This window comes from Planctobacterium sp. AWH2_060 (assembly GCF_056158425.1).
Genome location: NZ_JBSWTG010000001.1, coordinates 1,212,349 through 1,236,484 on the forward strand (window position 1 = coordinate 1,212,349; position 24,136 = coordinate 1,236,484).

Below are 24,136 nucleotides of genomic sequence, written 5' to 3' on the forward strand. Positions count from 1 at the left end.
ATATTAAACAGGCTAAAATCACTAGAAGAAAAAGAACCATCCCAGGTTTTTAGGTTTCCCGAAGTATAAAAGCGAGCTTGCCCAACGAGCGATTCAGCCAGTACTCAGCGCGGGATCCTAACTTTTTGATATATAAAAATGAATATTGAACTCTAACCAGGACACCCACATTAAGCCTGTTAAAAGCCTCACCAATGCACGGAGTAAATACGCTACTATTTCATAGCCTCTCTGTAGGTTGGACTTCAGTCCAACATCTCGGTTTAATTCAATCTCGGCAGTCCGACTAGCCGATTTTCGCCCCTGCAAAATCGGCATTCACTAAACCCCTTTAGCTTAAGTGGAACCTACCGATATGGAATCAGGGACGGTGCCAAAATCGATGAAATTGTAGGGTTATATTTCATTGCGATCTTTAGGTTCCGAGCCTGAGAAATTCAGTCCCTCACTATTCATTGCCACAGCAACAAATTGACCACCTGGTTAATTTTTGTTGGTTAAGTATTGCACTATTGTGACAAACACAATAGCATCAGGTTAATTTTTTAACCACCACTTAGCTGCCAGAGTCGCAGGAAGTGATTTAGAGCTTTAGCGAGATCAATAACTCAGGGATATAAATAGTTGCTATGAATAACAGTACGCAGTCGTTATCAGAAAGAGAGCTGGAAATTTTACAATTAATCGCCAAAGGGATGAGCAATAAGGAAATTGCCAGAATACTGGAACTGAGCGTTCATACGGTAATTACTCATACAAAAAACATCTTCCGAAAACTCGATGTCAGCTCCCGTTACGAAGCGGCTTATGAGCTGTTGGCTCGACAAAATAGCAGTTTGTAATTACACCTCTGCTCTGCCGCCAGACTCAGCTTTATATCTAATCTCCCATAGAACAGAACCTCTCATATCTCTGTCTGCACTGTATGCTGCAAATTAGCCTATAAAAGCAAGGCTCATTCGCAAAATATCAAAGTTCCCCTACTCTCGACGCCTCTACAGAGCGCACGTTCGCATCGCTCACTGTTTGATATTTCATCAGAAGCAATCACCCATATTAGGTATTTTTGATGATTCACAGGTAAGTATTATTACCCATAAAATAATAAGAACCAGGATCACATAATATGACGAATAAAAGCGCGACGTTTCTCATCGTCGCAATAATATCCCTTATTGCTGTTGTGTCTTTTTACAATACTGACAACCAGCAAACAGCACCATCCATCAAAGAAAACACTGCCAGCCACAATGTAGTGTCTGAGTCCGACGGGGCTCAAGAAGCTGATGCAGCTTCCGCAGAACAGATCAATCAATTAATCGCCAGAGAGCCTTTGCAAAGCAGCTCCAAAGCGGCTGATCCGGAAGCAACACAAAGTACAGCGAATTCTTCTGACGATATGCCAGAAAAAGAAGGGGCGATATTCAGCGATTCAGAGAAGGCGAAACAAGTACTGCAAGCCTCGGGAAAGCTGCGCAAAGACCTGCAGAATGAAGCTTATCTGGAAATCGACAACCAATTGCTTGCCCAGTTAACCGAAGGTGATGTGTTACCACTGCGAGTTGATGCGCTGGATCTGGATTACGAACTGACGATAAAGAACGTACAACAAGACCGTTTTGGCAATAAAACCATTGTGGGAGGCCTGCCGGATCAGGATTTCCCTCACAGCTCTGTTTTCACCGTTAATGATGACGCGTTATACGCAAATATTGTGACCCCTACCGGCACTTACTCAATGGCCGGTGATGGACGTCACGTTTGGATTGCTGAAACCAGAGATTTAATTAAAGGGGTTATTCAGGATAGCTATGATCCCGACCATTTTACGGACGGTGGGTCTCACTCTCATGATGAGGTTGATACGCCCCATCCCCGTGAAAACGGAAATTAGCCAAGGCTAATTTTAATAACAAAAACATACCCAGGAACATGAAATGTCTTTATCAAAAAAACTAATAAAAATCGGCGCTGCCCTATCAGCGTTTAGCACACTTCCGGCAATGGCAAAGGATGTCACCGTCGATATTTACTACACGACTGCGGCGAAAAACCGGAGTTTTAATATCGTCTCAGAAATCAGCAATATGGTGGCAGCAAGCAACCAATACTACGCTGATAATAATCTGGATATTACTTTGGTTCCGGTGTACCCCAATTTTTATGAATTGAGTACTAACCTGAAAGCTTCGCTGAACGATATTCGCCGGGTTTATAAATCTTCCAATATCCGCAGCTGGCGCGATGAATACAAGGCCGACTTTGTAGTGGTGATTGGTTCAGCCGACAGTGATGGCTGGGGCACCACATGTGGTATCGCTGGTGATATCTACGGTCTGAAGATCTTCCCCGATCACGATACTTATGAAAGCTACGCTTACAACATCACAGCCAATGACTGTGGTAACACTACCCTGACCTTTATGCACGAGCTGGGTCACAACATGGGACTGGGTCATTCGGTTCGTCAGGGTGCAGAAGGTGGCGTATATTCTTGGGGTGTTGGCTATGGCGTAGACTATGAGTTTGCCACCGTAATGGCTTACCCGCAGGAGTTTAATACCTCAACTCACCTACCCTACTTTTCAGATCCAGGTCGCAACTGCGCGGTTAACACGCCGTGTGGACAGCACAATGTGGCTGATGCACAAAGAGCACTGGATTTAGTCACTGACACTATCGCCAATTTCCGCTAGGAAAACACCGTTAGTATCATCAGGGAGTCCAGGTGACTCCCTTTTTTGATCTACACTCAACAACTTGCAGTAAAACCAGATTCACAAACTGATAATAACAGGCACAATCCGGAAACATTTTTCCACTCAATAATTTTTTAAATCCGTGATTGTGTGTTAAAGTTTTTGTCTATGGGAAAATAATAACTCGAAATAGCAGACTCGCTTAGTATCGTCATGGCATTAAAAAGTAATAAAACTGTTCATCAAGAAAAATCAAAATTACTACTGAAAATGAGAAAGGATGCCGGTCTCACTCAGCAAGACCTTTCAATAAGACTTCAGATTTCCAGAGAAAAGGTTGTTGCTATAGAAAATTGCCATTTGCAGCAAATGGAAAGCATCACTTCTGACCTGGAAGACCGGTGGTGGAAAGTGTGCAGATCAAGAGCCTCTCAGAATACCAAAGAAAGCTGGATGCAATTTATTCTTAATAAGCTGAATATCTAGTTACTATATGCTCTTACAATTTGCTGAGAAGTTCATAATCGCATTGGCGTTTTCAATGCTAGTTGTTGCGATTGTAAACTTTTTCGGCGTTCCACAGTACTTTGACCCTGTCATTCTGATAGCGTTTTTTGCAATTGCCTTTCTGTTCAGAAGAAATAAAGATCTGGTATCAATTTGTGCGATTTTTCTAGTAGAAAGATTGCTTGAAGAACTTGGTTATCAAACTGTAATCAATATAGACAACAACATCTGGATAAAGGTACCAATCTATCTGGGGTTAGCCTTAAGCCTTTGGTTTTGTACAACAAGTAAGCTCCGGATATTTGCTCTTTCATTTCTTTCTATTGCAATTATTGTAGAAATTTATTGGGTGTTAACCGACTATGCCCCACGATTAATTTTATGGACCTGTTTTCTGTTCACTTTAAGTCTGTGGGTAAGATGGTCGTTGCGACGCAGGGCATTTTGGTTAATTTATCTAACCAAGAAGAGCGGAGAACCGATTAACTTAGATTTAAAGCTCATTAATGCCACAATGCTCTTTGTAGCATTACATGTATCTATGGTTTTGGAATTTTATGTCAGGCATGTGTTTGGCTTAAAGGATATCACTTATGTTTACTATTCATACCCATACATAAGCCAGGTAATTAATTGTTTTATTCTCTATAATATTCTTATTGAAAGTGTCAAACACTTAAAAGCGATAGAACTTCAAGCCTGAACGGACATTTATTGCCCTGCCTCTCCTTTGACTTCATAATGATTTGTGGCAAATGCCTCACATTTTATTAAAACTATTGGAGTCAATCATGAAAAAGAAAATTATTACGCTATTTATGTTAACTGTTTTAATGTCTTCGACAACATATGCTAGTGGTAGCAAACCACCACCAGATCCTTCAGGCAATAAAGCACCTTGGTACACTATTTTTTACAACTTGTTTTAAGGTGAATTCATATCACGGTTCAGGTCTACGAAGTTAACTATATGTGTTGTTTAAAACTATCTGCATATACTCGCTAAGTTCGCTTTATCAATGTGTCGAAAGCCGATTTTTACATTACAGAAAACCGGCTATTCGACCCTCTTGCCCCTATTAATCGCTAATGCAGCCAGCTGATTTACTCAACTCCAGGTAACAATACCAATAACACCAAACCAGCCAAGGTAAAGTACGACAAGCAGTTGGGTGCTCAATAACAAACCACCGAACACTTTTAAAAACTTACCTGACACTTGCTTGAAGGTAGTCACGTATTGATATGCCGCCCATAAAGTACATGCAGGTATCGCAAAGCTGGCCAACATTAGTCCCAGAGAAATTAAGCCTGGCCCGCCAAGACGCGCAATGGGAGACATCATGCCGATAATTAACAAGATCAGGAAAAGCAATCCACAAAGTGCACTGGTCAGCAACGCCAATCGCAGGCGGTAATCCTCAGCGACGCTATAACGCTTTTTAGCGATTCGACGCCACCAGATAAACATTGTGGGTATGGCCAACAACAAGATCACTAACCACAATAGCAATACCAGTTTGTCAAACCAGGCACTGAAGGCAGACTCCTTAATAAACACCCTGTCGCCATAGTGAAGCGCTTCACCCAGCAAGGGATCGTTAGCTTTAACCATCACCACTTCTCCCTGTGGATTCTGCCATCTACCCTCACCTGTGTAACTGAGCGTGCGCGACCAGCCAGGCGGGAACAGGCCGGTAAAGCGGTATTCATCACCCACTTTTGTCAGTTTGTTGGAAGAAATCAAACGCTCCAGAAAATAGCGTTTGTCGCTTCGCGGGTTTTGCGCCCGATAATAGCCAGTCCAATGCTCAGGGTTCTCAACCTCATGTACCTGGTGAGTTTCAACTTCAGGAAACGACTGGATAAGATAATCACTGATTGCAGTAACAATTTCCCTAAAAGCTCGACCATTGGCGCTGTTTTGCATAACCACAAATCCGACTTTGTGCTCAGGAGAATAAGACAATTCCGTTAGCCAGCCCGGCAACGCGCCATCGTGACCGCGAAAGCGATTGCCATGATAATAACGGGCGTAATTGAAAATGCCGTAACCTGCATCGAAATTACCAGCATTGCTGCTCTGCGATACTTCAATACGCTCATAACTGTCTTTGCTTAACAAACGGCTGTCCCGAACCACCATTGCCCTGAGCAATTTATTCATATCCTGAAGGCTCATTGTCAGTGCGCCGGAAGGTGTCATTAATACCGGCTTGTAATGAATCTTTTGGTTATTTTTGCCATAACCATGACCAATGCCCTCTGGATGGTTGCCATAATCTGCACTGGTAATGCCCAAAGGCGAGAAAATAAACTGCTGAGCATACTGGGAGAATGGTATTCCCGTGCTCTGCTCCACAATCAAAGCCGCAACGGTTGCCGTAGAGTTGGTATAAGCGTGTCGGCTACCCGGCACCCAGCGAGAAATTCGACTCTTGGGGTTAATGGCTAATGCCTGTTGCAAGCTTAATTGCGGCTCGTTGTTGTAGGCAAACTCCTTCAGCGCAATGTCATCCCAACCGGTGGTATTTTCCAACAGATGCTTGAGCAAAACCGGATGGCTGTTTTCCCATGGATTTTCAAATTCCAGTTGGGGTAACAGATCTTTAAGATGGGTGTCCATGGAAAGTTGTCGAGATTCCAGCAACTGCATCACGGCAATACCCACCACCATTTTACTCACTGACGCAATTCTATAGGGCGTATCCACAGTAGCTGCAATCTGTTGTTCGATATCCACCAGGCCAATGGACTCCTCAGCAAGGGTTTCGCCCTGTTGAATCAAACTATAACTAACCGATGGTAGTTTATGCTTATTGGCAATAGTCGCAATTTGTGCCTGTAGTTGCTGCAGATCTTGCGACTTATCAGACTGTCTGGCTGCTGCGGTAGTTAACATTGAACTGATTATCAGCAAGATTGCTGATAACCAGTATGGCAAAGTGTGATTTATGAATTTCACCTGTGTTTCCTTTTAAGTTTTTAGGTTTATGCGTCACTAACGAGCAAACTTTGTAGCGAAAACTCGAAACTAAAAACACGAAACTTTTGTGATGTCTTGTTAAGCTGTGTCAAACTAGGCACTTCACAAAAAGTCACACAACTAAGTTATTGATAAATGGAAGATTCCCGGAAACAGGCTGAAGTTTACCAGTTTGCAGATTTTCAGCTTTGCAGCATAACTGAACGCCTGTCCAGAAACGGAGAAGCGCTGAAAATCGAACCACAGCAGTATGCGCTGTTGCGTTTGTTCATTAGCAATCCCGGTGTTGTGATTTCCCGAGACACCATTGAACAACAGGTGTGGGCCGGACGCCCGGTTAGTGACGAAGCCATTCGCGCAGCCATGAGAAAACTGCGGGAACTATTGCAGGATGACGCCCGCTCGCCGCGATTTATTAAAACCATCCCTAAACAAGGTTACAAATGGTTAGCCCAGGTTAACTTGTTGCAAAACAACCAAAAAAGCCAAGAACCTTCACAACACAAATTCCTGCTACTCGCAGTCGCATTCACCGTGCTTTTTCTGACTTTGTTAGTTTATGTGATGAGCTCTGATGAGCCGATATCCGACGATGTAGCTCCGAAAGCAAAGTTAACCCGGTTAACAACACTGACCGGCTCAGAAGTCAGCGCCCATTATCACCCCGACAGCAACAAACTGGCGTTTGTAAACCGAGATACCCGCAACAGTCCGCAGCAACTGTACGTAAAAAACCTGAGTGACGGTGTGGTAACCCGATTGAGTTGGGATGAAGCCAATTACAGTAACGCGTTTTGGTCTGGGGATGGCACTAAACTGGCTTTTATCCGGCAATGGCAGCAAACAGCGAGTTTTCACATCGCCCTTTTTAACACAGACGGCAAGTTAAAACACACAGAGACGATTAACAACGAATCCCTTAAAGATAAATTTTTACTGGGTTGGCTGCCCAATGATGAGGGCTTTTTACTGGCCGAAACCATGCGCCCCAATAAAAAACACGGCATTTACGCATATAGCTTGCAAGACCAGCAACTCACAGCCCTGTCACAACCCAATGTCAGTGGTCGCGGTGATTATAAAGCCGCACTGTCACCCGATGGAAATCAATTGGCTATTCTCAGAGAAGAAGTAGCGCAAAATGCCAGCTTGCTGATCATCGATAAAACCAATGGTGATCTGAGGTCAAAAAGCGCCCTGCCTTTTGTGCCCAGTTATCTGGCCTGGCATCAGGACAACCAGACTATCGCCATGAGCAACTTCTTTGGTGAGCATGGCCGTTTCAACATAGTATCAAAGCAACTAAGCCAGACACCTGAACTACCCAAAAACAGCCTGGATATCTTCGCCACCTGTGGTCAGCAATGTTATGTATTGCGACAACACAACGGCAATTTTCTGGATCTGCAAGAAACGCCACTGGCTTCCATCACTAACCAAGCAACTCAGAGTTCAAATAAATCACATGATTCCAAGCATAGAGAACAAGCTGTAACAGCACCGGCGCTGCTTGCCGGTGGACGTCTGTTAAAGCTAGCCGATGCACAGGATTTTCCGCAATACCTGAATAATGATGCAGGATTGTTTTTTGTTACCCTGCGAGAAAAACATTTTGTTTTTCAGCTACTCACACAATCCAATCAGGTACGCGACATTGCGACCCTGGACAGAAATGCGCAACTCAGCAGCGTCTCCGTTTCCCCTGATAATACCCAGCTTGTGGGCAGCGCCAATGGCCGGCTATTTATTGCGCCCATCCAGCCAGATACATCCCCTGCTCCGGTGCAGTTTATTACTGGCGCCCTGGAGCGATATGAAAACCCGGTGTGGAGCCATGAACCCGGTCAAGTATACGTGACTCAGATATCAGGGAACCAACCGGAAATCGTTTTATTGGATGTTGCTAGCCTGCAAAAACAAGCGGTTGTTAAAGGGTTTGCCGCATTCAGGTTAATGCCAGGTTCAACGGACCGTGCCATAGCGATAACGCCAAATATGACAGCACAGCAATTGTCCTGGCAAGATAACGGATGGCAAACTATCCAGACACTTGGCAAAATCAGTGGGTTTTCACCTAACCGCTGGCAGATAACGCTGGATGCCCTCTACTATGCCAAACATGAGTTACCCGAATCCTTTCTGTGTCGCAAGGCGTTATTATCAGAAACAAATGATGCAGATGAGCAATGTTGGTCAACCGGCGACAATCGCTTTCGGTTGAACTTTCACATCAATCCGTCCCAGCAAAATATCATTCTGGTGGAATCCTTAAGCGCCGAAAGTGACATCATCAAGATGCAATGGTGAACCAGGAATAAAACACCGATACAACCCCTTGACTTAAAGTTAACTTGAAGTTTTATCCTCTGAATTTACCAAATTCAAAAGGATACAATTAATGAAACACAACAGCCTTGAGCCTTTAAATGAAAGCAACCTTGAGCCTAAAATAGAAAGCAGCCTTGAACAGTTTATCCATAAAACGGAAAACAACTGGAGCGGATTAAACAGCGACAATGTCAATCGCTTAAAATCAGCCTTGACGGTGTTAACTCAGAGCTCTCCCAAAGAAGCATGGCTTGCAGCACTATTTAACGAAAAACCTGCCGCAAAAACGCTGTATGAAAGTGAACAGCACGGCTTTATGCTGCTGGCCCATCACGAACCTGCAGATTTTTATCGACAGCCACATGATCATGGCAATGGCTGGGTGTTGTATGCGGTACTGTCGGGAACAATAGCCATGAACACCTACAAGATTGTCACTGATAACAAGGGTAATGAGCAGTTGGTAAACCGAGGCAAAGAAGTACTGACTGCGGGAGACTGCCGGGTGTTTTTACCCGGTGATATTCACGATACTCACTGTCTTAGCGACAACTTTATGCAATTCAGATTCACCAGTTGTGACTTTAAACAGGAAATAAAATCGGGGCGCATGAAGCGATATTAGATAGCAACATTATTTTCTTTTTCTGGCGGCATCTTTTGCCGCTACGGCCAACAAGCGTTGAAACTTGGGGCATTCCGAGTGCCGTTCAGCAGTGCATTTTGCGGCGTGCTCCAGACACCGTTGAATCGCTTTCAGTTGTTTAACTTCTCTGGCAATGTCTTCTGCCCGTTGCGAAAGCATTTCACGGTTAACTTCAAAGCCACCTTTTGTCACCAACATAGACTGAATGTCTTGCAGCGAAAACCCGGCACGTTGTCCCAAAGCGATAAACTGCAGTTGCTCCAGCACGTATTCGTCATAAACCCGTTTTAGGCCATTGCGGCCAATAGAGCGGATCATGTTTTTCTCTTCATAATAGCGCAATGTCGATGCCGGAATACCCGACTTTTTCGCTAACTGAGCAATATCTATGGTCTTCATCCCGCACCTATTGACTTAAAGTTAACTTGAAGTTGCATACTATTTTCCAGACCTAAATTTTGCAACTAATGATACTTATGACCACTAACAACCGAGCGGTGTTTTTCTCCCTTGCGTTCCTGCTACTCTTGCCTGCAATGGCAATTAGCATGATAAATGTTGCTCTTCCTCATATAGCTGTTGAGTTTAACGCACCAGTAAATCAACTTAATTGGGTACAACTGGCCTACCTGACTGCCACCACGTCGTTGGTGCTTATTGCCGGTTGTATTGGAGATAACTATGGCAGCAACAAAACCTTGGTTTTGGGTTGCTTTGGTATCCTCATGTCTTCAATAGGGTGCGCATTATCCCCTTCGATATTCGCTTTAGTCCTGTTTAGAGTACTACAGGGCATCTCTGCTGCGGTTATGCTGGCTTTGGTTTGGTCAGCTGCGAAGCAATACTCACTACAAAGCCATAGCGGAAAAGCAATGGGGTTAATGGCCTCTGCAACGGCCACAGGCACGGCAATCGGGCCGGTGATCGCAGGTGCCTTGTTGTACTTTAGCAACTGGCGAGCAGTATTTTGGCTGCTCGCGCTTATGGCTTTAGTTGGCCTGTTTCTCTGTCATTTTATGCTACCGTCCGCCCACAGATCACGACTAAGCCCAAAGCAAGTATTTGACTGGACAGGTTCCACTTTCCTGATTATTGCCTGTTCTGGCTTTGTTTTGCTTACCACTCATGAACTGAGCCATGAATATCTGGCACTGTTCATGTTGAGCCTGTTAATGTTTATCAGATCGCAGCGCACAGCTAAATCGCCATTACTCCCCTTATCCTTATTTTGTAATAAACAGCGCAACCTGATTTTACTGGGTAGCTTCTTGATTGATGCAACGGCCATGTCCACACTTATCATTGGCAGTTATTATCTGACCCGGCGTTTATCTCTTACACCTGAGTGGGTGGGAATTATGTTGGCTATCGGCCCTGTTACTTCAGCAATAATAGCCGTTGCGGCAGGAAAATTAGTAGACAAGACAGGCACTCAACGGGCGTTATTTACAGGGATATGCTTATTCAGTGTGGGTACTCTGGGCTATGCAATTATGCCCCCACTAATTGCAATGGCAGGTTATGCACTATCTTTGGTTGTTATGGCTTGTGGCAGGCAGCTCTACCTGGCAGCATGTTACAGCCAGATAATGCACACCGCTGAGCAGGGCCAAACAGGGAAAATTGCGGGACTCATTAACCTTATCAAGCAACTTGGTCTTCTTTCAGGTACAGCTATTTCCGGTGCAATATTTTCATATCAATTACCAAATCCGCACTTATCTCTGGTTTCTGCTAAACAGATAGACTCAGCATTTACCAGCACCTTCGTGATTGCCTTAGTACCTTTGTTGCTTGTCGCCACACTACTAATTATCGATTATTTAAACAGCTGTCACAGTAATACGCCAAGACGCTAAACGTGGAAATGTTCAATTTTTGAAAAAGTTGGTATCGATAATATTCACAATTCCAGAGAAACCTGCGTAAAATAGTTTTAAATTATGCTGTTATTGATCTGTACCGCTCTTAAATTGTCGTCGTACAGGCCGATAAAACAGTTATTCTGATTACCATTCTAAGAACAAAAAACGGCCCAGAAGCACTATGGCATTGATCAGCAACGACGCAAACCAAATCCCCTTTTTCCTTAAAAGCTATCATCGTTTCGGACGACTTACCGGTGCAGTAGACACCCTGCTGGACAGCCCCGCCATTAGTAAAGTGCATGCCGTTATTGAGTGGGAAAACCAACAGTGGCAACTGAGGGATCAGAGCAAGAATGGTGTTTGGCTTAACGACCACAAACTCACCAAGGGTGAGAGTTACCCAGTAAAAGTGGGCGATTACATTCAGTTGTGTAACACCAGAGAACATCTATTTAAGGTACTGGATGTTAGCGCGCCACAAAACCTGTTGTTGCCGGTTACGCCTGAGTCTCAGTTAGAGCGCGCCATATTTTTAAGTAATTACAATCTTTTACCTGATGAAAATAACCTCCAGGTGGCACTCTATTACAATGACCTGGAACAGCAGTGGTATTACGAAGATCTGCGCACCCAACTGCCGCCGAAAAAGGTTTTTAACGGTGAGCAAATCCTGATGAATGACGAAAACTGGCGGCTACAGCTATCAAATAACATTGATGAAACACAGTTGCTGGAGCACCACGAAATCGCGCAGTTGCTGTTTAAGTTTGATCTCAGTCTGGATGAAGAAACCACCCATCTGCAATTGCAAACTCCAGACAATCAGGTGGATTTCAAGGTACGCAGCCATCACTATTTAACCCTGCATCTGGCCAGAGAAAAGGCGCGTCACGCCAGTCGGGGGATCAATCCTGAAAGCCAGGGCTGGGTGGATATGGAAATGCTCTCCCGGGACCTGGGAATGGACACCAATCACCTGAATATTCTTATTCACCGTGCCCGCAAACAGTTTACCGATCAGGTACAGCAGGTGGACAATGCCGACCGTTTATTTGAACGCCAAAGTGGCAAGATCCGCTTTGGTGGTGAACATTTTTCGATTTATAAAGGCGCAAATCTGGAGTGCCAGTATCCACAGTGATTTTGATGTGGATAAAAAAACATTTAAAAATTTAAGCCCACCACATCTGGTATTTGATCCAGAAAAGCCATTATTATAGTTAAAACGCAGCCAGACTTTGGCATATTTTTTAAGCAAATAACCATTGGCAATAGCATTGAACGATAGTACACCGCAGTCAGATTCAACTAGTTTTCCTCAGCTTCAAGGCTATCACACGGTTAAACCCCTTGGTCAGGGTGGCATGGGGAGCGTTTATCTCGCTGAGGATCAGGCTCTTGCCCGTAAAGTCGCAATTAAAGTGCTGCACAGCCACATTACAGATGCAAAATATACTGAAGCCGTTCTGCAAGAAGCACGTACCTTAGCCAAAATAAATCACAGCAATGTAGTTCAGGTTCACTCGGTTATCGAACAACCCACGCCAGCGATAATAATGGAGTACGTGCCGGGAATTACGCTGAAAAAATATCAGTTAGAAACCAGCCTGACTCTGAGCCAGAAACTGCGGCTCCTGTATCAAATTGCTCAAGGTCTGAACGCCATTCACAAGCACGACATAATCCACAGTGATATCAAGGCCGATAATATTTTGCTGGATACGCGGGACAGTGAAAACGTTGTTGCCAAACTTTCTGATTTTGGTATCGCAAGGCCCGTAGACAAAAACAGCAAAACCTCGGAAAAAATCAGAGGTAGCCTGCCCTGGATGTCGCCAGAGCAGTTGCAAAATCAGGCAGTGACCACTGCATCAGACCTGTTTTCCTTTGGCTTACTGGCCTTTCAATTGTTGGCCGACAAGCACGCTTTTGCCGGACACACAGGGTTAAATCTGCAGGATACCCCAACAGAAAGCACCGCTTCTGACATTGCTCAGGAAATTGTTAATGGCAAAGCCATGGATGCCAGTCACATTACCCCTGCTCTACCTGCAGAATTAGCACAATTGCTTAATCAGCTATTGCATAAAAACGCATCACAACGCCCAACAGCAAAACAATGCTGTGATCAGTTGCAGCAGATAATACGCATGTTAGAGCGGCAAGATGTACTGAGCATGGAAACCCAAACGGTTGAAACTCTGCCTGTACCGAATCGCAAAAAAGCCTTTGTATTACCTGCGATTGCCTTGGCTTTGGTGGCACTGTTAAGTATTGGCTTATATTGGTTCAACAACCAGCCTCCGGAAACCCGTTATGTGGCGGTACTGAAACCCAAAATCACCGAGACCGAACCACTATCCAGCCTGCAAAAAAACCTGGTACTCACCAGTATCGAAGATGCGCTGCAACAGTTAATCATCAGCACTCCTCATTTAATGCTGATCCCGCAAGCAGAACTGGACGATACCCAGGGAGATATCGCCCTCATAGGTAAAAGTACCGGTGCTGATGACATAGTGTCACCGGAGCTGATTTGTAACGCACAACACTGCGAACTGGTGTTATCCCTCTATAATCAGACGCCTGACAAAAACGACGAAGAAGCCAAATGGCACACCACTAATCGCCTGCAAAACCCTATCTACCTGGAAAGCTATCAGCCCATATATCAGTTTGCGCAAACTCAGCTAACGAATCTTTATAGCAATATCACCGAGCTTAACGCTAAATCCCTGGTGATTTCCGAAGAAGATTACGCTGAGTATCTGGAGATTTATTATCAGGTGTATACGGAAGGACAATACACGCAGGCATCGCTGGAAAGACTGGAAGCATTGATTAAAAACAATGCTTATTTTTATCCGGTTTATAGTTTGTATTTTGAGTTAGTGTTAGAGGCTTATGTAAACAACAATAACGATCAATTGATATCTAAAGCATTGACAATATATAGGTCAGTACCCAGCGAGATACAACGTTCGGAACTTTATTTGGTTGATGGATTTGCGCTAGCATTAGAACAAGAGCAATATGATGTAGCTAATAATATTTTGAGCGAACTTCATACAAGCCAACTGCCCAAAGGAAAGCTGCACCTACTCAGAGCTAATTACTTTCAGAAGACCAAGAGTTTCGAAGATGCAGTTTTTGAGTATCAAAAGGCGATTAAAATACGCCCAACAGCCATAGCTTATTACCATTTAGCCGTTAATTATTGGTGGATGGGAAATCAGAAACTTGTCTTAGAAAGTTTGGAAAATGCAAGAGCTCTAAATCGAAATCTTAACAGTGTGAATACATTGCTGGCAGGTATTTACCTACAACAAGGCTTGCTTGATGAAGCAATTAAAATATATAAAACCATGTCTGACATATCACCAAGTGGTGCTACCTTCACAAATCTAGCAATAGTTAGCATGCTAAAAAAAGAATACGCGAATGCTCTAGAATTTGCAGAATTAGCCCTGAATTACGATGAAGAACATATAGGATATTTAATAAACTATGCAGATGCGCTTTTACTCTCCGGAAAAAAAGAGCGCTCATTGGTCGTTTATAATAAAGTCATAAAAGTCACAGAAAATAAAAATGATATGGCAAATCTAATAGCCCGAGCTCAAGCATTGATGCACTTAGATAAATTAAATGAAGCCCATAAGACAATTAACTACGCCAAACAATATGCACCAACTCATCCCAACATGTTGTTTACTTTCGCAATGATTTCAACAAAGTTAAATGAATCGAAATCAGCACTGCTACACGTAGAGGAAGCTATAAACCAAGGGATAGGGAAAATCTGGTTTTACATCCCTTGGTTTGATGAATTGTGTCATTTTACAGAGTTTGAAAAATTAACTTCTATCAATGACCGAATTCAACTTTCACGATGTGATCACTAAATATCATCTATAAAGCTTACTGTGGTGGGCGTATAATTACTATTACAGGATCAAACAAATGACTCTTACCACCATTATTATTCTTCAGGTCAAAGTTAAAACTAAAACTCCCTTCCTCACTTTGAACCATTGACAGGCCGACATCGCAGGTGGTTTGAGTCTGCAATGTTGCAGTAACATTAAAATCACCAGTTTTACTATCTGGTTTAATGCCATGATCGTTTTTGTGAAATGTATATCCCGATGTCTTGATATTAAATAACAGATTTCCGGTTTGGTAGCCGTCTGGATCATACTTACCGTTGAAGGTCATTTTGACAAAAGGGTTTTCTCCAGTTAACGGGAATTTTTTACCCGCAAATTCGGCAACCAAAAACTCTTCGTCTGTGCCGGGGTTTTCAACATATAAGTTAAAATGAGTATTGGCCGTAGTCCATGGTTCTATAACCAGGTTAACATCCGCATTTGACATTATCATTCTCCTGAATTTAATTGACTTAAAAACATTAAATTTAACTAAAGATTAAAAAACCTTTTCTATTGATTCAATTACACGTGATTACAGCAAGTGAATCATTAATTGGGGGGCCTGCTGATCTCAATCTCCGGGTCACACATAAAACGCTGTCCGGTTTTGGTGTCGTAAACCCACACTTCAAAATAGGTACTTTCGGCTATTTCGCCATCATCTAAGGCCAGATTTATTTTGCTGGGAGTCTTTTTGGTGAGTGTGACATCTTCAGGGTGTTGCGCGGTTATCCAGCGAAATTGATAGCGATTTTGGGTATCATCATGAAAGCGGAATTTTACGATGCGATTGGTGTCATCCATTGAAAAATTCAGGCTTTCCGGGGTGTAGAGGTAATGATAGCTATCCCCTACTTCCGCCAGCTTGGCTTCTGCTGGCGGTACTTCATCAGGAGCCCACAGATTCAGGGTAAAGGTTTGTACATGCTTTTGTTGCCCTCGCTGCTGATGTTGTTCACCTGACTGAGCGTTATTGATATGACTCTCAGCTATCACTGTTTCCGCCATTACCTGTGGTGCACTTAAGGCTGCCAGCAAGAGCACACCTAAAATTCGTTTCTTCATCCTGATATATCCCTGACCTGAATTTTTCTGAAATTTGTTCTTTACTTGTGCAACTGATTATCCGTTGCTTTTCTGCACAGTGCAACCGCATAAATTAATTAAATAAAATGCTCATAATTTAAACAGAACGGTTTTTCAATTAGCTATTAAAACATTCTGTTTCTGAGTGTTTATTGGGGGTGAAACTATAGGAATTAAAGGGACTCCGGTTTGCTGTCGCTGCGCAACAGCAAAACCGAAAATCATATTTGCTCGCCAATCAGACAACCGTTTGCGCAAAATTAGAAGCCGGTTGCTTTCCATTGCCCCACTCTTTGATATTAAAAATGCCTTAAATCCCGACATGATCTTGGGCTCAACTACCTAGAGTTAGAAGTTCAACTAAAGTTGGTAAGAATTAGTTGAATTTACCTTCGTTTAACTCACTATCTCCCTCAATTCAAAGAAATAACAAAAGTTAATGGTATAACAGCTTACCTTGACGCCTACTAAGTATATAAAATCGAGTTCATTTAGGGTTGGTTGGCCTTTCAACCTCTAAATCCGGATCACACATAAATCGCTGCCCGGTTTCAGTGTCGTAAACCCACACCTCAAAATAGGTACTTTCGGCTATTTCGCCATCATCTAAGGCCAGATTTATTTTGCTGGGTGTCTTTTTTGTGAGTGTGACATCTTCAGGGTGTTGCGCGGTTATCCAGCGAAACTGATAGCGATTTTGGGTATCATTATGAAAGCGGAATTTAACGATGCGATTGGTATCATCCATTGAAAAGGTCAGGCTATCCGGGGTGTAGAGGTAATGATAACTATCCCCTACTTCCGCCAGTTTCGCTTCTGCTGGCGGTACTTCATCAGGTGCCCACAGATTCAAAGTAAAGGTTTGTACATGCTTATGTTGCCCTCGCTGCTGATGTTCTTCACCTGACTGAGCGTTATTAAGATGACTCTCAGCTGTCACTGTTTCCGCCATTACCTGGGGGGCGCTTAAGGCTGCCAGCAACAGCACACTTAAAATTCGTTTCTTCATCCTGATTTATCCCTGACCTGAATTTTTCTGAAATTTATTCTTTACTTGCGCATCTGATTATCCGTTGCTTTTCTGCACAGTGCAACCGCATAAATTAATTAAATAATATGCTCATAATTTGATCAAGACGGTTTACCAATCAGGTTAGGAGATACTATGTTTCTGAGTATTAATAATCGTAATCAGCCGTTTATAACAGCATATTTAACTACGCTGTTGGAATAAATTGGTAGGTTCGACTTGAGCTATAGGGATATAGTGAATGCCGATTTTGCTGGAGCAAAAATCGGCCAGTTGGACAACGGTGGTTGAATTTAACTACGCTGTTGGAATAAATTCCAACCTACAAGGTTATCTCTTGCAGCGGCGTTAGAATAAATTGGTAGGTTCCACTTGAGCTATAGGGATATAGTGAATGCCGATTTTGCAGGAGCAAAAATCGGCCAGTCGGACAACGGTGGTTAAATTTAACTACGCTGTTGGAATAAATTCCAACCTACAAGGTTATTCTTACAACGGCGTTGGAATAAATTGGTAGGTTCCACTTGAGCTATAGGGATATAGTGAATGCCGATTTTGCAGGAGCAAAAATCGGCCAGTCGGACAACGGTGGTTAAATTTAACTACGCTGTTGGAATAAATTCCAACCTACAGGTTTATCTCTTACAACGGCGTTGGAATAAATTCCAACCTACAAGGCTATCTCTTACAACGGCGTTGGAATAAATTCCGACCTACAGGGCTATTTCATAGCTAATGTCAGTTGACCATCCATGTTGGAGATGTCTGCCAGTTGTTTGGCATCACTGGGGGTAAAACGCACTGGAACTGAGCGTACCCAGCTTCCGTCTATTTTCTGGCAATGCGCCTGAATGGTGACGTGAATACCGGAACTGGTTAGCTGATAGCTCCCCGCTGGTACAAATGCACCAAACTGATTGATAGGGTTTGCTTTATTACCGTCTCCACCACCTACAACCAGGTTGCCGTTCTCGTTAATGATATCACCGATGTTAGCAGCTTCACTTGCCGGATAGGTCACTGCAGCATTGGGGTTTTGGGAACCGTCCACCCGGGTGCTGATTGCGTTTATAGATATTTCTACATCCTTACTGGTTAACAGGTAGCTACCAGCTGGGATGTATTGATTTGATTCTGACATGTTCTAATCCTTGTATTTTAAAAACGGGGAAATATGCCTTAGCACCGGGCTTTCAATGGCACAGTGGCGTCGATTTATCCAGCATAAACAAGGGTGAAAAATTTATACATTACAAGCAATTACAGTGTTGGGAATACAATGAACACGCTCTAGCTATCAGCGATTAACGCTGTCATGGACTCACGCCTTCTTTGCATTTTAAGCAGAAGTTTAGCAATGCGTTTTTGCACATCCAATAGTGCACTGGCATCCCGCAACTGCTTTTCGTGGATCTGCTTATTTTGCAATGCCTGAAAGACTTTTTCAGTGACATCAGCAGACTCAGCATCCAGTTGCTTTACTAAGCCTTTTAGTTCTGCTGCTGGTTTTCCCGCCACTAATTGTAAAGGCACTGACTGAAAGGTAAGGGTTAATTCATTCAGTGTTTCTGACAATACCGAACTGCCCAGCGAATCCCTGAGGTGATGCAAGTCTGTAATCAATACACTTAAGTTCGACAAGGTCTGAGTATTCTTAATGGCCAGGTTAAAGCCCTGCACCAGGTTATTATCCATCGGCTGAGCCAATACCTTGGCGATGTAACCATCCAGTTTACTGAGCAAATCACGAAACTCCGAGCCATTGATTTTAGTTTCTTCGGTTGAATAGGTTGCAAACTGATCGGTAACTCTTTTAATAAGATGATCAAACTCCTTCATGACGGAATGTGCTGCGACGGCCGGAACTTCCGTTGAAGTGGCATCCACGTACTGCAATTGCAGTGTCTGATCAGATTCTATAAATCGTCGATTGAGGAAGGCGGTAATTCTCGGTTCGATAAAGACCATGATCGCCACACCAAAGAAGTTAAATAATGTGTGATAAACAGCCAGCCAAAACGCAGCATTACCACCCATCAACTGGCGCTCATAACCCAGCTCAAACACTTCTGATACCACAGGTAACATACAAAAAGCGGCGATCGCTGCCACCAGATTAAAGATTACGTGCGCCCAGGCCACGCGCTTCGCATTGGCTGTGGCACCAATTATGGCTAATAACGCCGTGGATGTTGTACCAATATTGGCACCAATGACTGCAGCAGCGCCTAGCACCAAGGGTACATTGCCAGTGTTTACCAAGGTTAAGATCATCGCCATAGCAGCACTGGAAGACTGCATCAGGGTAGTCATAATGCAACCAATCAGAGTAAAGAGTAATATCTGATAGATATCTGCCTCTCTTGAGGCCAGAAAGCTGAAATCCCCCTGATAGCCCTGCATTGCCCCCTGTAAGGTATCCAACCCGATAAACAATAAACCAAATCCAGAAAAAGCCAGACCCAACGCTTTAATGCGGGAAGAATGGGATAATATATGTAAAAACGCCCCGCCCCCCACTAAGGGCAAGGCGAACAATTCTACTTTTATTTTGAAGCCAACCAGCGCCACAATCCAACTGGTCATAGTGGTGCCTACGTTGCTGCCAAACACCACCCAGGCAGATTGCCCTATAGTGAGCAATCCGGCATTGGCAAAACCGATTGTCGCCACAGTTACAACACTAGAGGATTGCACCAATGCGGTAAGAGTAAAACCGGAAAAAAAGCCTCTGAACTTGGAACGGGTTCCGGCGTGTAAATAGTGTTCCAGTTTTTGACCGGCTGATTGTTTTAAACCATCGGTGAGCAGCATCATGCCCAATAAGAAAAGTCCAATGCCACCGGCAAGGGTTCCCAATAATGACATGCACAACCTCCTTCAGCAGCGAGCTACAAAAGCTCCTTACCTTCAGCATAGTCAAAATATAAAAAAGGCCGTACCTTTATGATACGACCTTGATTTGAATGGACATTTTTTGCGCAACAAGCGTTGCTTAATTTGCTTTGTAGCAGTTATTCCATCAGTGCAGTTTTAAGGTGGGCCTTAAGCGTTTGTTGATGCGATTTACCAGCATAAAAAACAAGGTTTTCAGCTTGCCGTAAACCACCATCTGATGCATGCGATACAGACTGATATAAACCATGCGAGCCAGTTTCCCTTCGATAAAGACACTGCCTTTGGACAAGCTACCCATCAGGCTGCCTATGGTTGAATAGGAAGACAGAGACACCAAAGAGCCGTAATCTACATACTGGTATTCTTTTGGCTCTAAGCCTTCGTGCAGGCGCTTGATGTTGTCAAACAAACAACTGGCCATCTGATGAGCAGACTGGGCTCTTGGCGGTACTTTAGATTCATCGGGCATGACGCAATGGGCACAATCGCCAATGGCAAAGATATTGGCATCGTTGCTGGTACGCAAAGTACGATCCACTACTAACTGATTGATACGATTGGTTTCCAGACCATCCAGGTTATTCAAAAACTCTGGCGCTTTAATGCCCGCCGCCCAGACTGAGATATCCGCCTCAATAAAATCGCCTTGTTTAGTGCGCAATCCCTCTTCATTAGCTTCGGATACAGCAGTGTTTAGCATTAAAGATACGCCTAGCTGACGCAGCTCGTGAGCCACTTTTTGTGCTATTCGCTCTGGCAGTGCCGGGAGAAGGCGCGATCCTGCCTCAATCACGGTGACATTCAGCTTTGCGGTTGATACATTCTGATAACCATAAGCTTTTAATAACTCCGCGGTTTTGTAGAGTTCAGCGGCCAGCTCTACACCGGTGGCCCCTGCCCCCACTATGGCAATATCCAGTTTGCTTTTATTGCTGTCTGATTGCAGTTTCAGGAACTCATTGAGCAACTGCGTGTGAAAGCGCTGAGCGCTGCCTGCAGAATCCAAAAAGATACAATGCTGTTTTGCGCCAGGCGTACCAAAATCATTGGTTACTGAACCAAGTGCGAATACCAGTTTGTCATAGGCAATTTCACGAGCGCCTAATATGGTTTCCCCGTCGCTGCTTATCATAGGAGCCAGAGATAAGGTTTTGGCACTGCGATTGAGTCCAACCACTTCCCCTAACTGAAACTGAAATCCGTTTTTCTGGCTAAGGGCCAGATAATCCAGACAATCTATATCTGCATCCAGAGAACCTGCTGCAACTTCGTGCAATAACGGCTTCCAGATATGTGTGCGGTTTTTATCTACCAACAGAACATTGGTATCAGATTTTTTGAAATAACGGCCCAGTTTAACGGCCAGCTCTAAGCCTCCGGCACCTCCACCGACGATGACAATATCACCCATAAGTTTTTACCTGTTTAAAATTAAAAACCGGTACAGTGCAAAGTCGCAAATATGGCGACTTTCAGAGGGTGCTGTGACAGACAAGATTACCGGGCAAATAGCTGATGGCCGAAGAGGTAATTGGGTGTTTTAACAGCACACCTTAAAGCATTTAATCACTTAAACTTTTGCCAACTGTTCAATGACAGTTTGGGGGCAATTATTTATTACTGTTATCCTGGGTGTTTTTATCGTCAAAACTGGCAATTTCTAACACCGGAGCCGCATCCAGGTTTTCTGCATCCATCATACTGGCAAGGCGCTGAATAGAAGCAATCATCAGACTTTGTTCCCAATCTTCCAGATTGGCAAAGCGATTTAGAAAGTGCTCCTGAAATGGCATAGGTGCTTCGTTTAATAGCTCCTGACCTTTTTCGGTCAGAAACACCCCTACCCGCCGTTTGTCTTCAGTACTGCGAATGCGCTGTACCAACTCCCGTCCTTCGAGGCGATCTAAAATACTGGTAACAGTGGCTGCGCTCAGATTAATGTTGTCTGCGATCTGGCGCACCATAATACCCGGCACTTTACCGATATTTTGCATTACCAATAATTGTGGTCCAGTCAGCCCCACTTCCCGATTGAGTTGTCTGGAGCGTAAATCGATAGCCCGGATCACCTTTCTCAGTGCTACCAATAATTCTTCGTCTTTTTCCATATCTCAATCCGGTAAGGGCGTTGCGATGCTAACGCATTAAGTGCAAGAAATGCTGATGCTTATGATATTGGTCGATGATGTCATTTATCACCGCAGTAGTAGACCAACCCATAATATCGTAGTCTTGCCCGCCTTCTCTTAAGTGAACTTCGGCGCGATAGTAAGACTGTTCATTATCATTGTCCAGGCTTTCGGGCTCATTTGCAGCATAATCCGGCTGCTCGTGCTTACGACGGTATACACCATACACAAATTCGGTTTCTTCGCCGTGTCTGACAGTCATTTCGATAGCTCTGTTTTTGCGTTTGATCTCAACGTGTAACTGATACTGCAATAATTCAGACTTTACCGACTCAAAGGCCTCTTTAACCACGTTATCTAAAAAATGTTCTACCGCTTTTTTATCCGGATAAGTAACTATGCTTTCCAGTCGTTCTCGCCAGCCCTCTTTATTGCCACAAGTAACCATTGGCCCAGAAGTAAAAGTCAGACTCTCTCGTTTGCGTCGCTCAAACCGCAGTGCTTTGATCAAGCCAAAGATAGCCAGCAACAGAACAATTGAAAATGGCAAAGCTGTAGCTATAGTCATGGTTTGCAGGGCTGACAATCCACCTGCAAACAGGAGTACTATAGCCACAATACCCACCGTAAAAGCCCAAAACATTCGCTGCCAGACAGGTGTATTGTTTTTGCCATCGGAGCAAAGCATATCAACCACCATGGCTCCGGAGTCACAGGAGGTTACAAAGAAGATAACCACCATAATCACCGCCAAAATCACCAGAATATCGGAAAACGGAAAACTTTCTAAAAACACAAACAGCGCAACTGAGGTATCTTCATTAACTAATGTCCCCAGATTGGATTCAAAATTTTGCACCAGATCTATGGCAGTGTTGCCAAATACGGTCATCCAGAACAAGGTAAACGCGGTGGGTATTAACATAACGCCCAAGATGAATTCCCGGATTGTGCGGCCTTTTGAAATCCGTGCGATGAAGATCCCTACAAACGGCGCCCAGGCAAGCCACCAGCCCCAGTAAAAAATCGTCCAGCCACCTATCCAGTCTTTTTTCTGATAGGCAAATAAATTAAAAGTATTGCGCACAATATCCGACAGATAGTCACCGGTGTTTTGCAAATAGGCTTTTAGCAAAAATACCGTAGGTCCCAATATCAGGATAAACAGCAGCAATGCCACCGCCATCATCATATTGGTTTGCGATAAGATTTTAATGCCTTTGTCCAGGCCCGAAACCACAGAAATGGTGGCGATGGCTATAACCGCTATCATCAACCATATCTGGTTAGTCACATTAACTTCTATGCCAACAATATAAGCCAAGCCAGCGTTAATCTGAGCAGCGCCAAGCCCCAGCGAGGTTGCGACACCGAATATGGTACTGACCACTGCAATAATATCCACCCAGTGACCGGCCCAACCGTGCACCTTGTCACCAATAATGGGGTACAGCGCGGAACGCAAAGTAAGCGGCAAGTTATTGCGAAAACTGAAATAAGCCAGAATAAGCGCCACAATGGCGTAGATCGCCCAGGCGTGAACGCCCCAATGAAAAAATGTCATTTTCATGGCTTCTTTTACCGCCTCAACACCACCGGGTTCCGCGGTAGGCGGGGCCATGTAATGCATAAGCGGTTCGGCGACACCAAAAAACATTAATCCTATGCCCATCCCCGCTGCGAATAACATAGATAACCAGGTGGCTAAACTATAATCGGGTTTCGCGTGGTCCGGCCCTAACTTCACCTCACCATATTGCGACAATCCCAGATAAAGCGTGGTAAGCAAAATAACGGCTACGGTAAATACATAAAACCAACTACCACTGGCGACAATTTCAGTCTGTAAGGAGTCGAAAGTTGATTCTGCAAACTGCGGGGCCAACAGGGTAAACACCACCAATGCAGCTATACTCAGGGTGGCAACAATAAAAACATTTAAATTCAGGTGTCGAAATGTATTGGCGGATATCACGCGTGATGGCCTTCCTTGATGAACTGGGTTAGCAATAGTGAGCCTTTAAAGT

At 43.9% G+C, this 24,136-nt stretch carries 21 protein-coding genes; 11 read left to right on the plus strand and 10 right to left on the minus strand.

The window, feature by feature from the left end:
* Positions 1–629: 629 nt before the first annotated feature.
* From ACXAD8_RS05310 to ACXAD8_RS05335, 6 genes are all read left to right on the plus strand, one after another.
* Positions 630–842 carry a response regulator transcription factor gene (locus tag ACXAD8_RS05310; protein ID WP_475225792.1) on the plus strand — a complete coding sequence of 71 codons (213 nt, stop codon included), beginning with the start codon at positions 630–632 and terminating at the stop codon, positions 840–842.
* A gap of 284 nt (positions 843–1,126) precedes the next feature.
* Positions 1,127–1,894 carry a hypothetical protein gene (locus ACXAD8_RS05315; protein WP_475225794.1) on the plus strand — a complete coding sequence of 256 codons (768 nt, stop codon included), beginning with the start codon at positions 1,127–1,129 and terminating at the stop codon, positions 1,892–1,894.
* 43 nt (positions 1,895–1,937) lie between these two features.
* On the plus strand, positions 1,938–2,696 hold the full coding sequence (locus ACXAD8_RS05320) for a zinc-dependent metalloprotease family protein (protein ID WP_475225796.1): 759 nt from the start codon (positions 1,938–1,940) through the stop codon (positions 2,694–2,696).
* Positions 2,697–2,912: 216 nt separating this feature from the next.
* Positions 2,913–3,185 carry a helix-turn-helix domain-containing protein gene (locus ACXAD8_RS05325; RefSeq protein WP_475225798.1) on the plus strand — a complete coding sequence of 91 codons (273 nt, stop codon included), beginning with the start codon at positions 2,913–2,915 and terminating at the stop codon, positions 3,183–3,185.
* Positions 3,186–3,192: 7 nt separating this feature from the next.
* Positions 3,193–3,909: a hypothetical protein gene (locus ACXAD8_RS05330; RefSeq protein ID WP_475225801.1), complete on the plus strand. Its 717-nt coding sequence runs from the start codon at positions 3,193–3,195 to the stop codon at positions 3,907–3,909.
* Positions 3,910–3,997: 88 nt separating this feature from the next.
* Positions 3,998–4,135: a hypothetical protein gene (locus ACXAD8_RS05335; RefSeq protein WP_475225803.1), complete on the plus strand. Its 138-nt coding sequence runs from the start codon at positions 3,998–4,000 to the stop codon at positions 4,133–4,135.
* Between the two features lie 179 nt (positions 4,136–4,314).
* On the opposite strand, the gene ACXAD8_RS05340 is transcribed toward ACXAD8_RS05335, so the two are convergent.
* Positions 4,315–6,171, minus strand: coding sequence for a serine hydrolase domain-containing protein (locus tag ACXAD8_RS05340; RefSeq protein ID WP_475225805.1), 1,857 nt, complete (start codon positions 6,169–6,171; stop codon positions 4,315–4,317).
* A 156-nt stretch (positions 6,172–6,327) separates the two neighbouring features.
* Between ACXAD8_RS05340 and ACXAD8_RS05345 the strand changes: the two genes are divergently transcribed.
* Together ACXAD8_RS05345 and ACXAD8_RS05350 are read left to right on the plus strand one after the other, a co-directional pair.
* A complete protein-coding gene (locus ACXAD8_RS05345; protein WP_475225807.1) occupies positions 6,328–8,499 on the plus strand; it encodes a winged helix-turn-helix domain-containing protein in 2,172 nt (723 codons plus the stop codon).
* 91 nt (positions 8,500–8,590) lie between these two features.
* Positions 8,591–9,145, plus strand: a complete 555-nt coding sequence (locus ACXAD8_RS05350) for a cupin domain-containing protein (protein ID WP_475225810.1) — start codon at positions 8,591–8,593, stop codon at positions 9,143–9,145.
* A 9-nt stretch (positions 9,146–9,154) separates the two neighbouring features.
* On the opposite strand, the gene ACXAD8_RS05355 is transcribed toward ACXAD8_RS05350, so the two are convergent.
* On the minus strand, positions 9,155–9,556 hold the full coding sequence (locus tag ACXAD8_RS05355) for a helix-turn-helix domain-containing protein (RefSeq protein WP_475232885.1): 402 nt from the start codon (positions 9,554–9,556) through the stop codon (positions 9,155–9,157).
* Positions 9,557–9,642: 86 nt separating this feature from the next.
* On the opposite strand from ACXAD8_RS05355, the gene ACXAD8_RS05360 reads away from it, so the two are divergent.
* The 3 genes from ACXAD8_RS05360 (at position 9,643) to ACXAD8_RS05370 (ending at position 14,939) form a co-directional block, all read left to right on the plus strand.
* Positions 9,643–11,025 carry an MFS transporter gene (locus tag ACXAD8_RS05360; protein WP_475225812.1) on the plus strand — a complete coding sequence of 461 codons (1,383 nt, stop codon included), beginning with the start codon at positions 9,643–9,645 and terminating at the stop codon, positions 11,023–11,025.
* Positions 11,026–11,212: 187 nt separating this feature from the next.
* A complete protein-coding gene (locus tag ACXAD8_RS05365) occupies positions 11,213–12,175 on the plus strand; it encodes an FHA domain-containing protein (RefSeq protein WP_475225814.1) in 963 nt (320 codons plus the stop codon).
* Positions 12,176–12,299: 124 nt separating this feature from the next.
* Positions 12,300–14,939, plus strand: a complete 2,640-nt coding sequence (locus tag ACXAD8_RS05370) for a protein kinase domain-containing protein (RefSeq protein WP_475225816.1) — start codon at positions 12,300–12,302, stop codon at positions 14,937–14,939.
* Positions 14,940–14,955: 16 nt separating this feature from the next.
* Here the strand turns inward: ACXAD8_RS05370 and ACXAD8_RS05375 are convergent, their stop codons facing one another.
* From ACXAD8_RS05375 to ACXAD8_RS05410, 8 genes are all read right to left on the minus strand, one after another.
* Positions 14,956–15,411, minus strand: coding sequence for a hypothetical protein (locus ACXAD8_RS05375; RefSeq protein WP_475225819.1), 456 nt, complete (start codon positions 15,409–15,411; stop codon positions 14,956–14,958).
* 104 nt (positions 15,412–15,515) lie between these two features.
* A complete protein-coding gene (locus ACXAD8_RS05380; RefSeq protein WP_475225821.1) occupies positions 15,516–16,031 on the minus strand; it encodes a hypothetical protein in 516 nt (171 codons plus the stop codon).
* 508 nt (positions 16,032–16,539) lie between these two features.
* Positions 16,540–17,061, minus strand: a complete 522-nt coding sequence (locus tag ACXAD8_RS05385; protein ID WP_475225823.1) for a hypothetical protein — start codon at positions 17,059–17,061, stop codon at positions 16,540–16,542.
* A gap of 742 nt (positions 17,062–17,803) precedes the next feature.
* On the minus strand, positions 17,804–18,223 hold the full coding sequence (locus ACXAD8_RS05390) for a hypothetical protein (RefSeq protein WP_475225825.1): 420 nt from the start codon (positions 18,221–18,223) through the stop codon (positions 17,804–17,806).
* Between the two features lie 149 nt (positions 18,224–18,372).
* Complete coding sequence (locus tag ACXAD8_RS05395) at positions 18,373–19,950, minus strand: Na/Pi cotransporter family protein (protein ID WP_475225828.1); 1,578 nt, start codon at positions 19,948–19,950, stop codon at positions 18,373–18,375.
* 154 nt (positions 19,951–20,104) lie between these two features.
* Positions 20,105–21,391: an NAD(P)/FAD-dependent oxidoreductase gene (locus tag ACXAD8_RS05400; RefSeq protein ID WP_475225830.1), complete on the minus strand. Its 1,287-nt coding sequence runs from the start codon at positions 21,389–21,391 to the stop codon at positions 20,105–20,107.
* Positions 21,392–21,590: 199 nt separating this feature from the next.
* Positions 21,591–22,088 carry a MarR family winged helix-turn-helix transcriptional regulator gene (locus ACXAD8_RS05405; protein WP_475225833.1) on the minus strand — a complete coding sequence of 166 codons (498 nt, stop codon included), beginning with the start codon at positions 22,086–22,088 and terminating at the stop codon, positions 21,591–21,593.
* 28 nt (positions 22,089–22,116) lie between these two features.
* Positions 22,117–24,084: a BCCT family transporter gene (locus ACXAD8_RS05410; RefSeq protein WP_475225836.1), complete on the minus strand. Its 1,968-nt coding sequence runs from the start codon at positions 24,082–24,084 to the stop codon at positions 22,117–22,119.
* Between the last annotated feature and the right edge of the window lie 52 nt (positions 24,085–24,136).

What these genes read in the sequence shown, in the direction of transcription:
- ACXAD8_RS05395 (WP_475225828.1), bottom strand. Translation starts at nt 19,950, where the DNA reads ATGTCATTATTGGGAACCCTTGCCGGTGGCATTGGACTTTTCTTATTG.
- ACXAD8_RS05375 (WP_475225819.1), bottom strand. Translation starts at nt 15,411, where the DNA reads ATGTCAAATGCGGATGTTAACCTGGTTATAGAACCATGGACTACGGCC.
- ACXAD8_RS05335 (WP_475225803.1), top strand. Translation starts at nt 3,998, where the DNA reads ATGAAAAAGAAAATTATTACGCTATTTATGTTAACTGTTTTAATGTCT.
- ACXAD8_RS05400 (WP_475225830.1), bottom strand. Translation starts at nt 21,391, where the DNA reads ATGGGTGATATTGTCATCGTCGGTGGAGGTGCCGGAGGCTTAGAGCTG.
- ACXAD8_RS05360 (WP_475225812.1), top strand. Translation starts at nt 9,643, where the DNA reads ATGACCACTAACAACCGAGCGGTGTTTTTCTCCCTTGCGTTCCTGCTA.
- ACXAD8_RS05350 (WP_475225810.1), top strand. Translation starts at nt 8,591, where the DNA reads ATGAAACACAACAGCCTTGAGCCTTTAAATGAAAGCAACCTTGAGCCT.
- ACXAD8_RS05310 (WP_475225792.1), top strand. Translation starts at nt 630, where the DNA reads ATGAATAACAGTACGCAGTCGTTATCAGAAAGAGAGCTGGAAATTTTA.
- ACXAD8_RS05380 (WP_475225821.1), bottom strand. Translation starts at nt 16,031, where the DNA reads ATGAAGAAACGAATTTTAGGTGTGCTCTTGCTGGCAGCCTTAAGTGCA.
- ACXAD8_RS05365 (WP_475225814.1), top strand. Translation starts at nt 11,213, where the DNA reads ATGGCATTGATCAGCAACGACGCAAACCAAATCCCCTTTTTCCTTAAA.
- ACXAD8_RS05330 (WP_475225801.1), top strand. Translation starts at nt 3,193, where the DNA reads ATGCTCTTACAATTTGCTGAGAAGTTCATAATCGCATTGGCGTTTTCA.
- ACXAD8_RS05315 (WP_475225794.1), top strand. Translation starts at nt 1,127, where the DNA reads ATGACGAATAAAAGCGCGACGTTTCTCATCGTCGCAATAATATCCCTT.
- ACXAD8_RS05320 (WP_475225796.1), top strand. Translation starts at nt 1,938, where the DNA reads ATGTCTTTATCAAAAAAACTAATAAAAATCGGCGCTGCCCTATCAGCG.
- ACXAD8_RS05405 (WP_475225833.1), bottom strand. Translation starts at nt 22,088, where the DNA reads ATGGAAAAAGACGAAGAATTATTGGTAGCACTGAGAAAGGTGATCCGG.
- ACXAD8_RS05325 (WP_475225798.1), top strand. Translation starts at nt 2,913, where the DNA reads ATGGCATTAAAAAGTAATAAAACTGTTCATCAAGAAAAATCAAAATTA.
- ACXAD8_RS05385 (WP_475225823.1), bottom strand. Translation starts at nt 17,061, where the DNA reads ATGAAGAAACGAATTTTAAGTGTGCTGTTGCTGGCAGCCTTAAGCGCC.
- ACXAD8_RS05345 (WP_475225807.1), top strand. Translation starts at nt 6,328, where the DNA reads ATGGAAGATTCCCGGAAACAGGCTGAAGTTTACCAGTTTGCAGATTTT.
- ACXAD8_RS05390 (WP_475225825.1), bottom strand. Translation starts at nt 18,223, where the DNA reads ATGTCAGAATCAAATCAATACATCCCAGCTGGTAGCTACCTGTTAACC.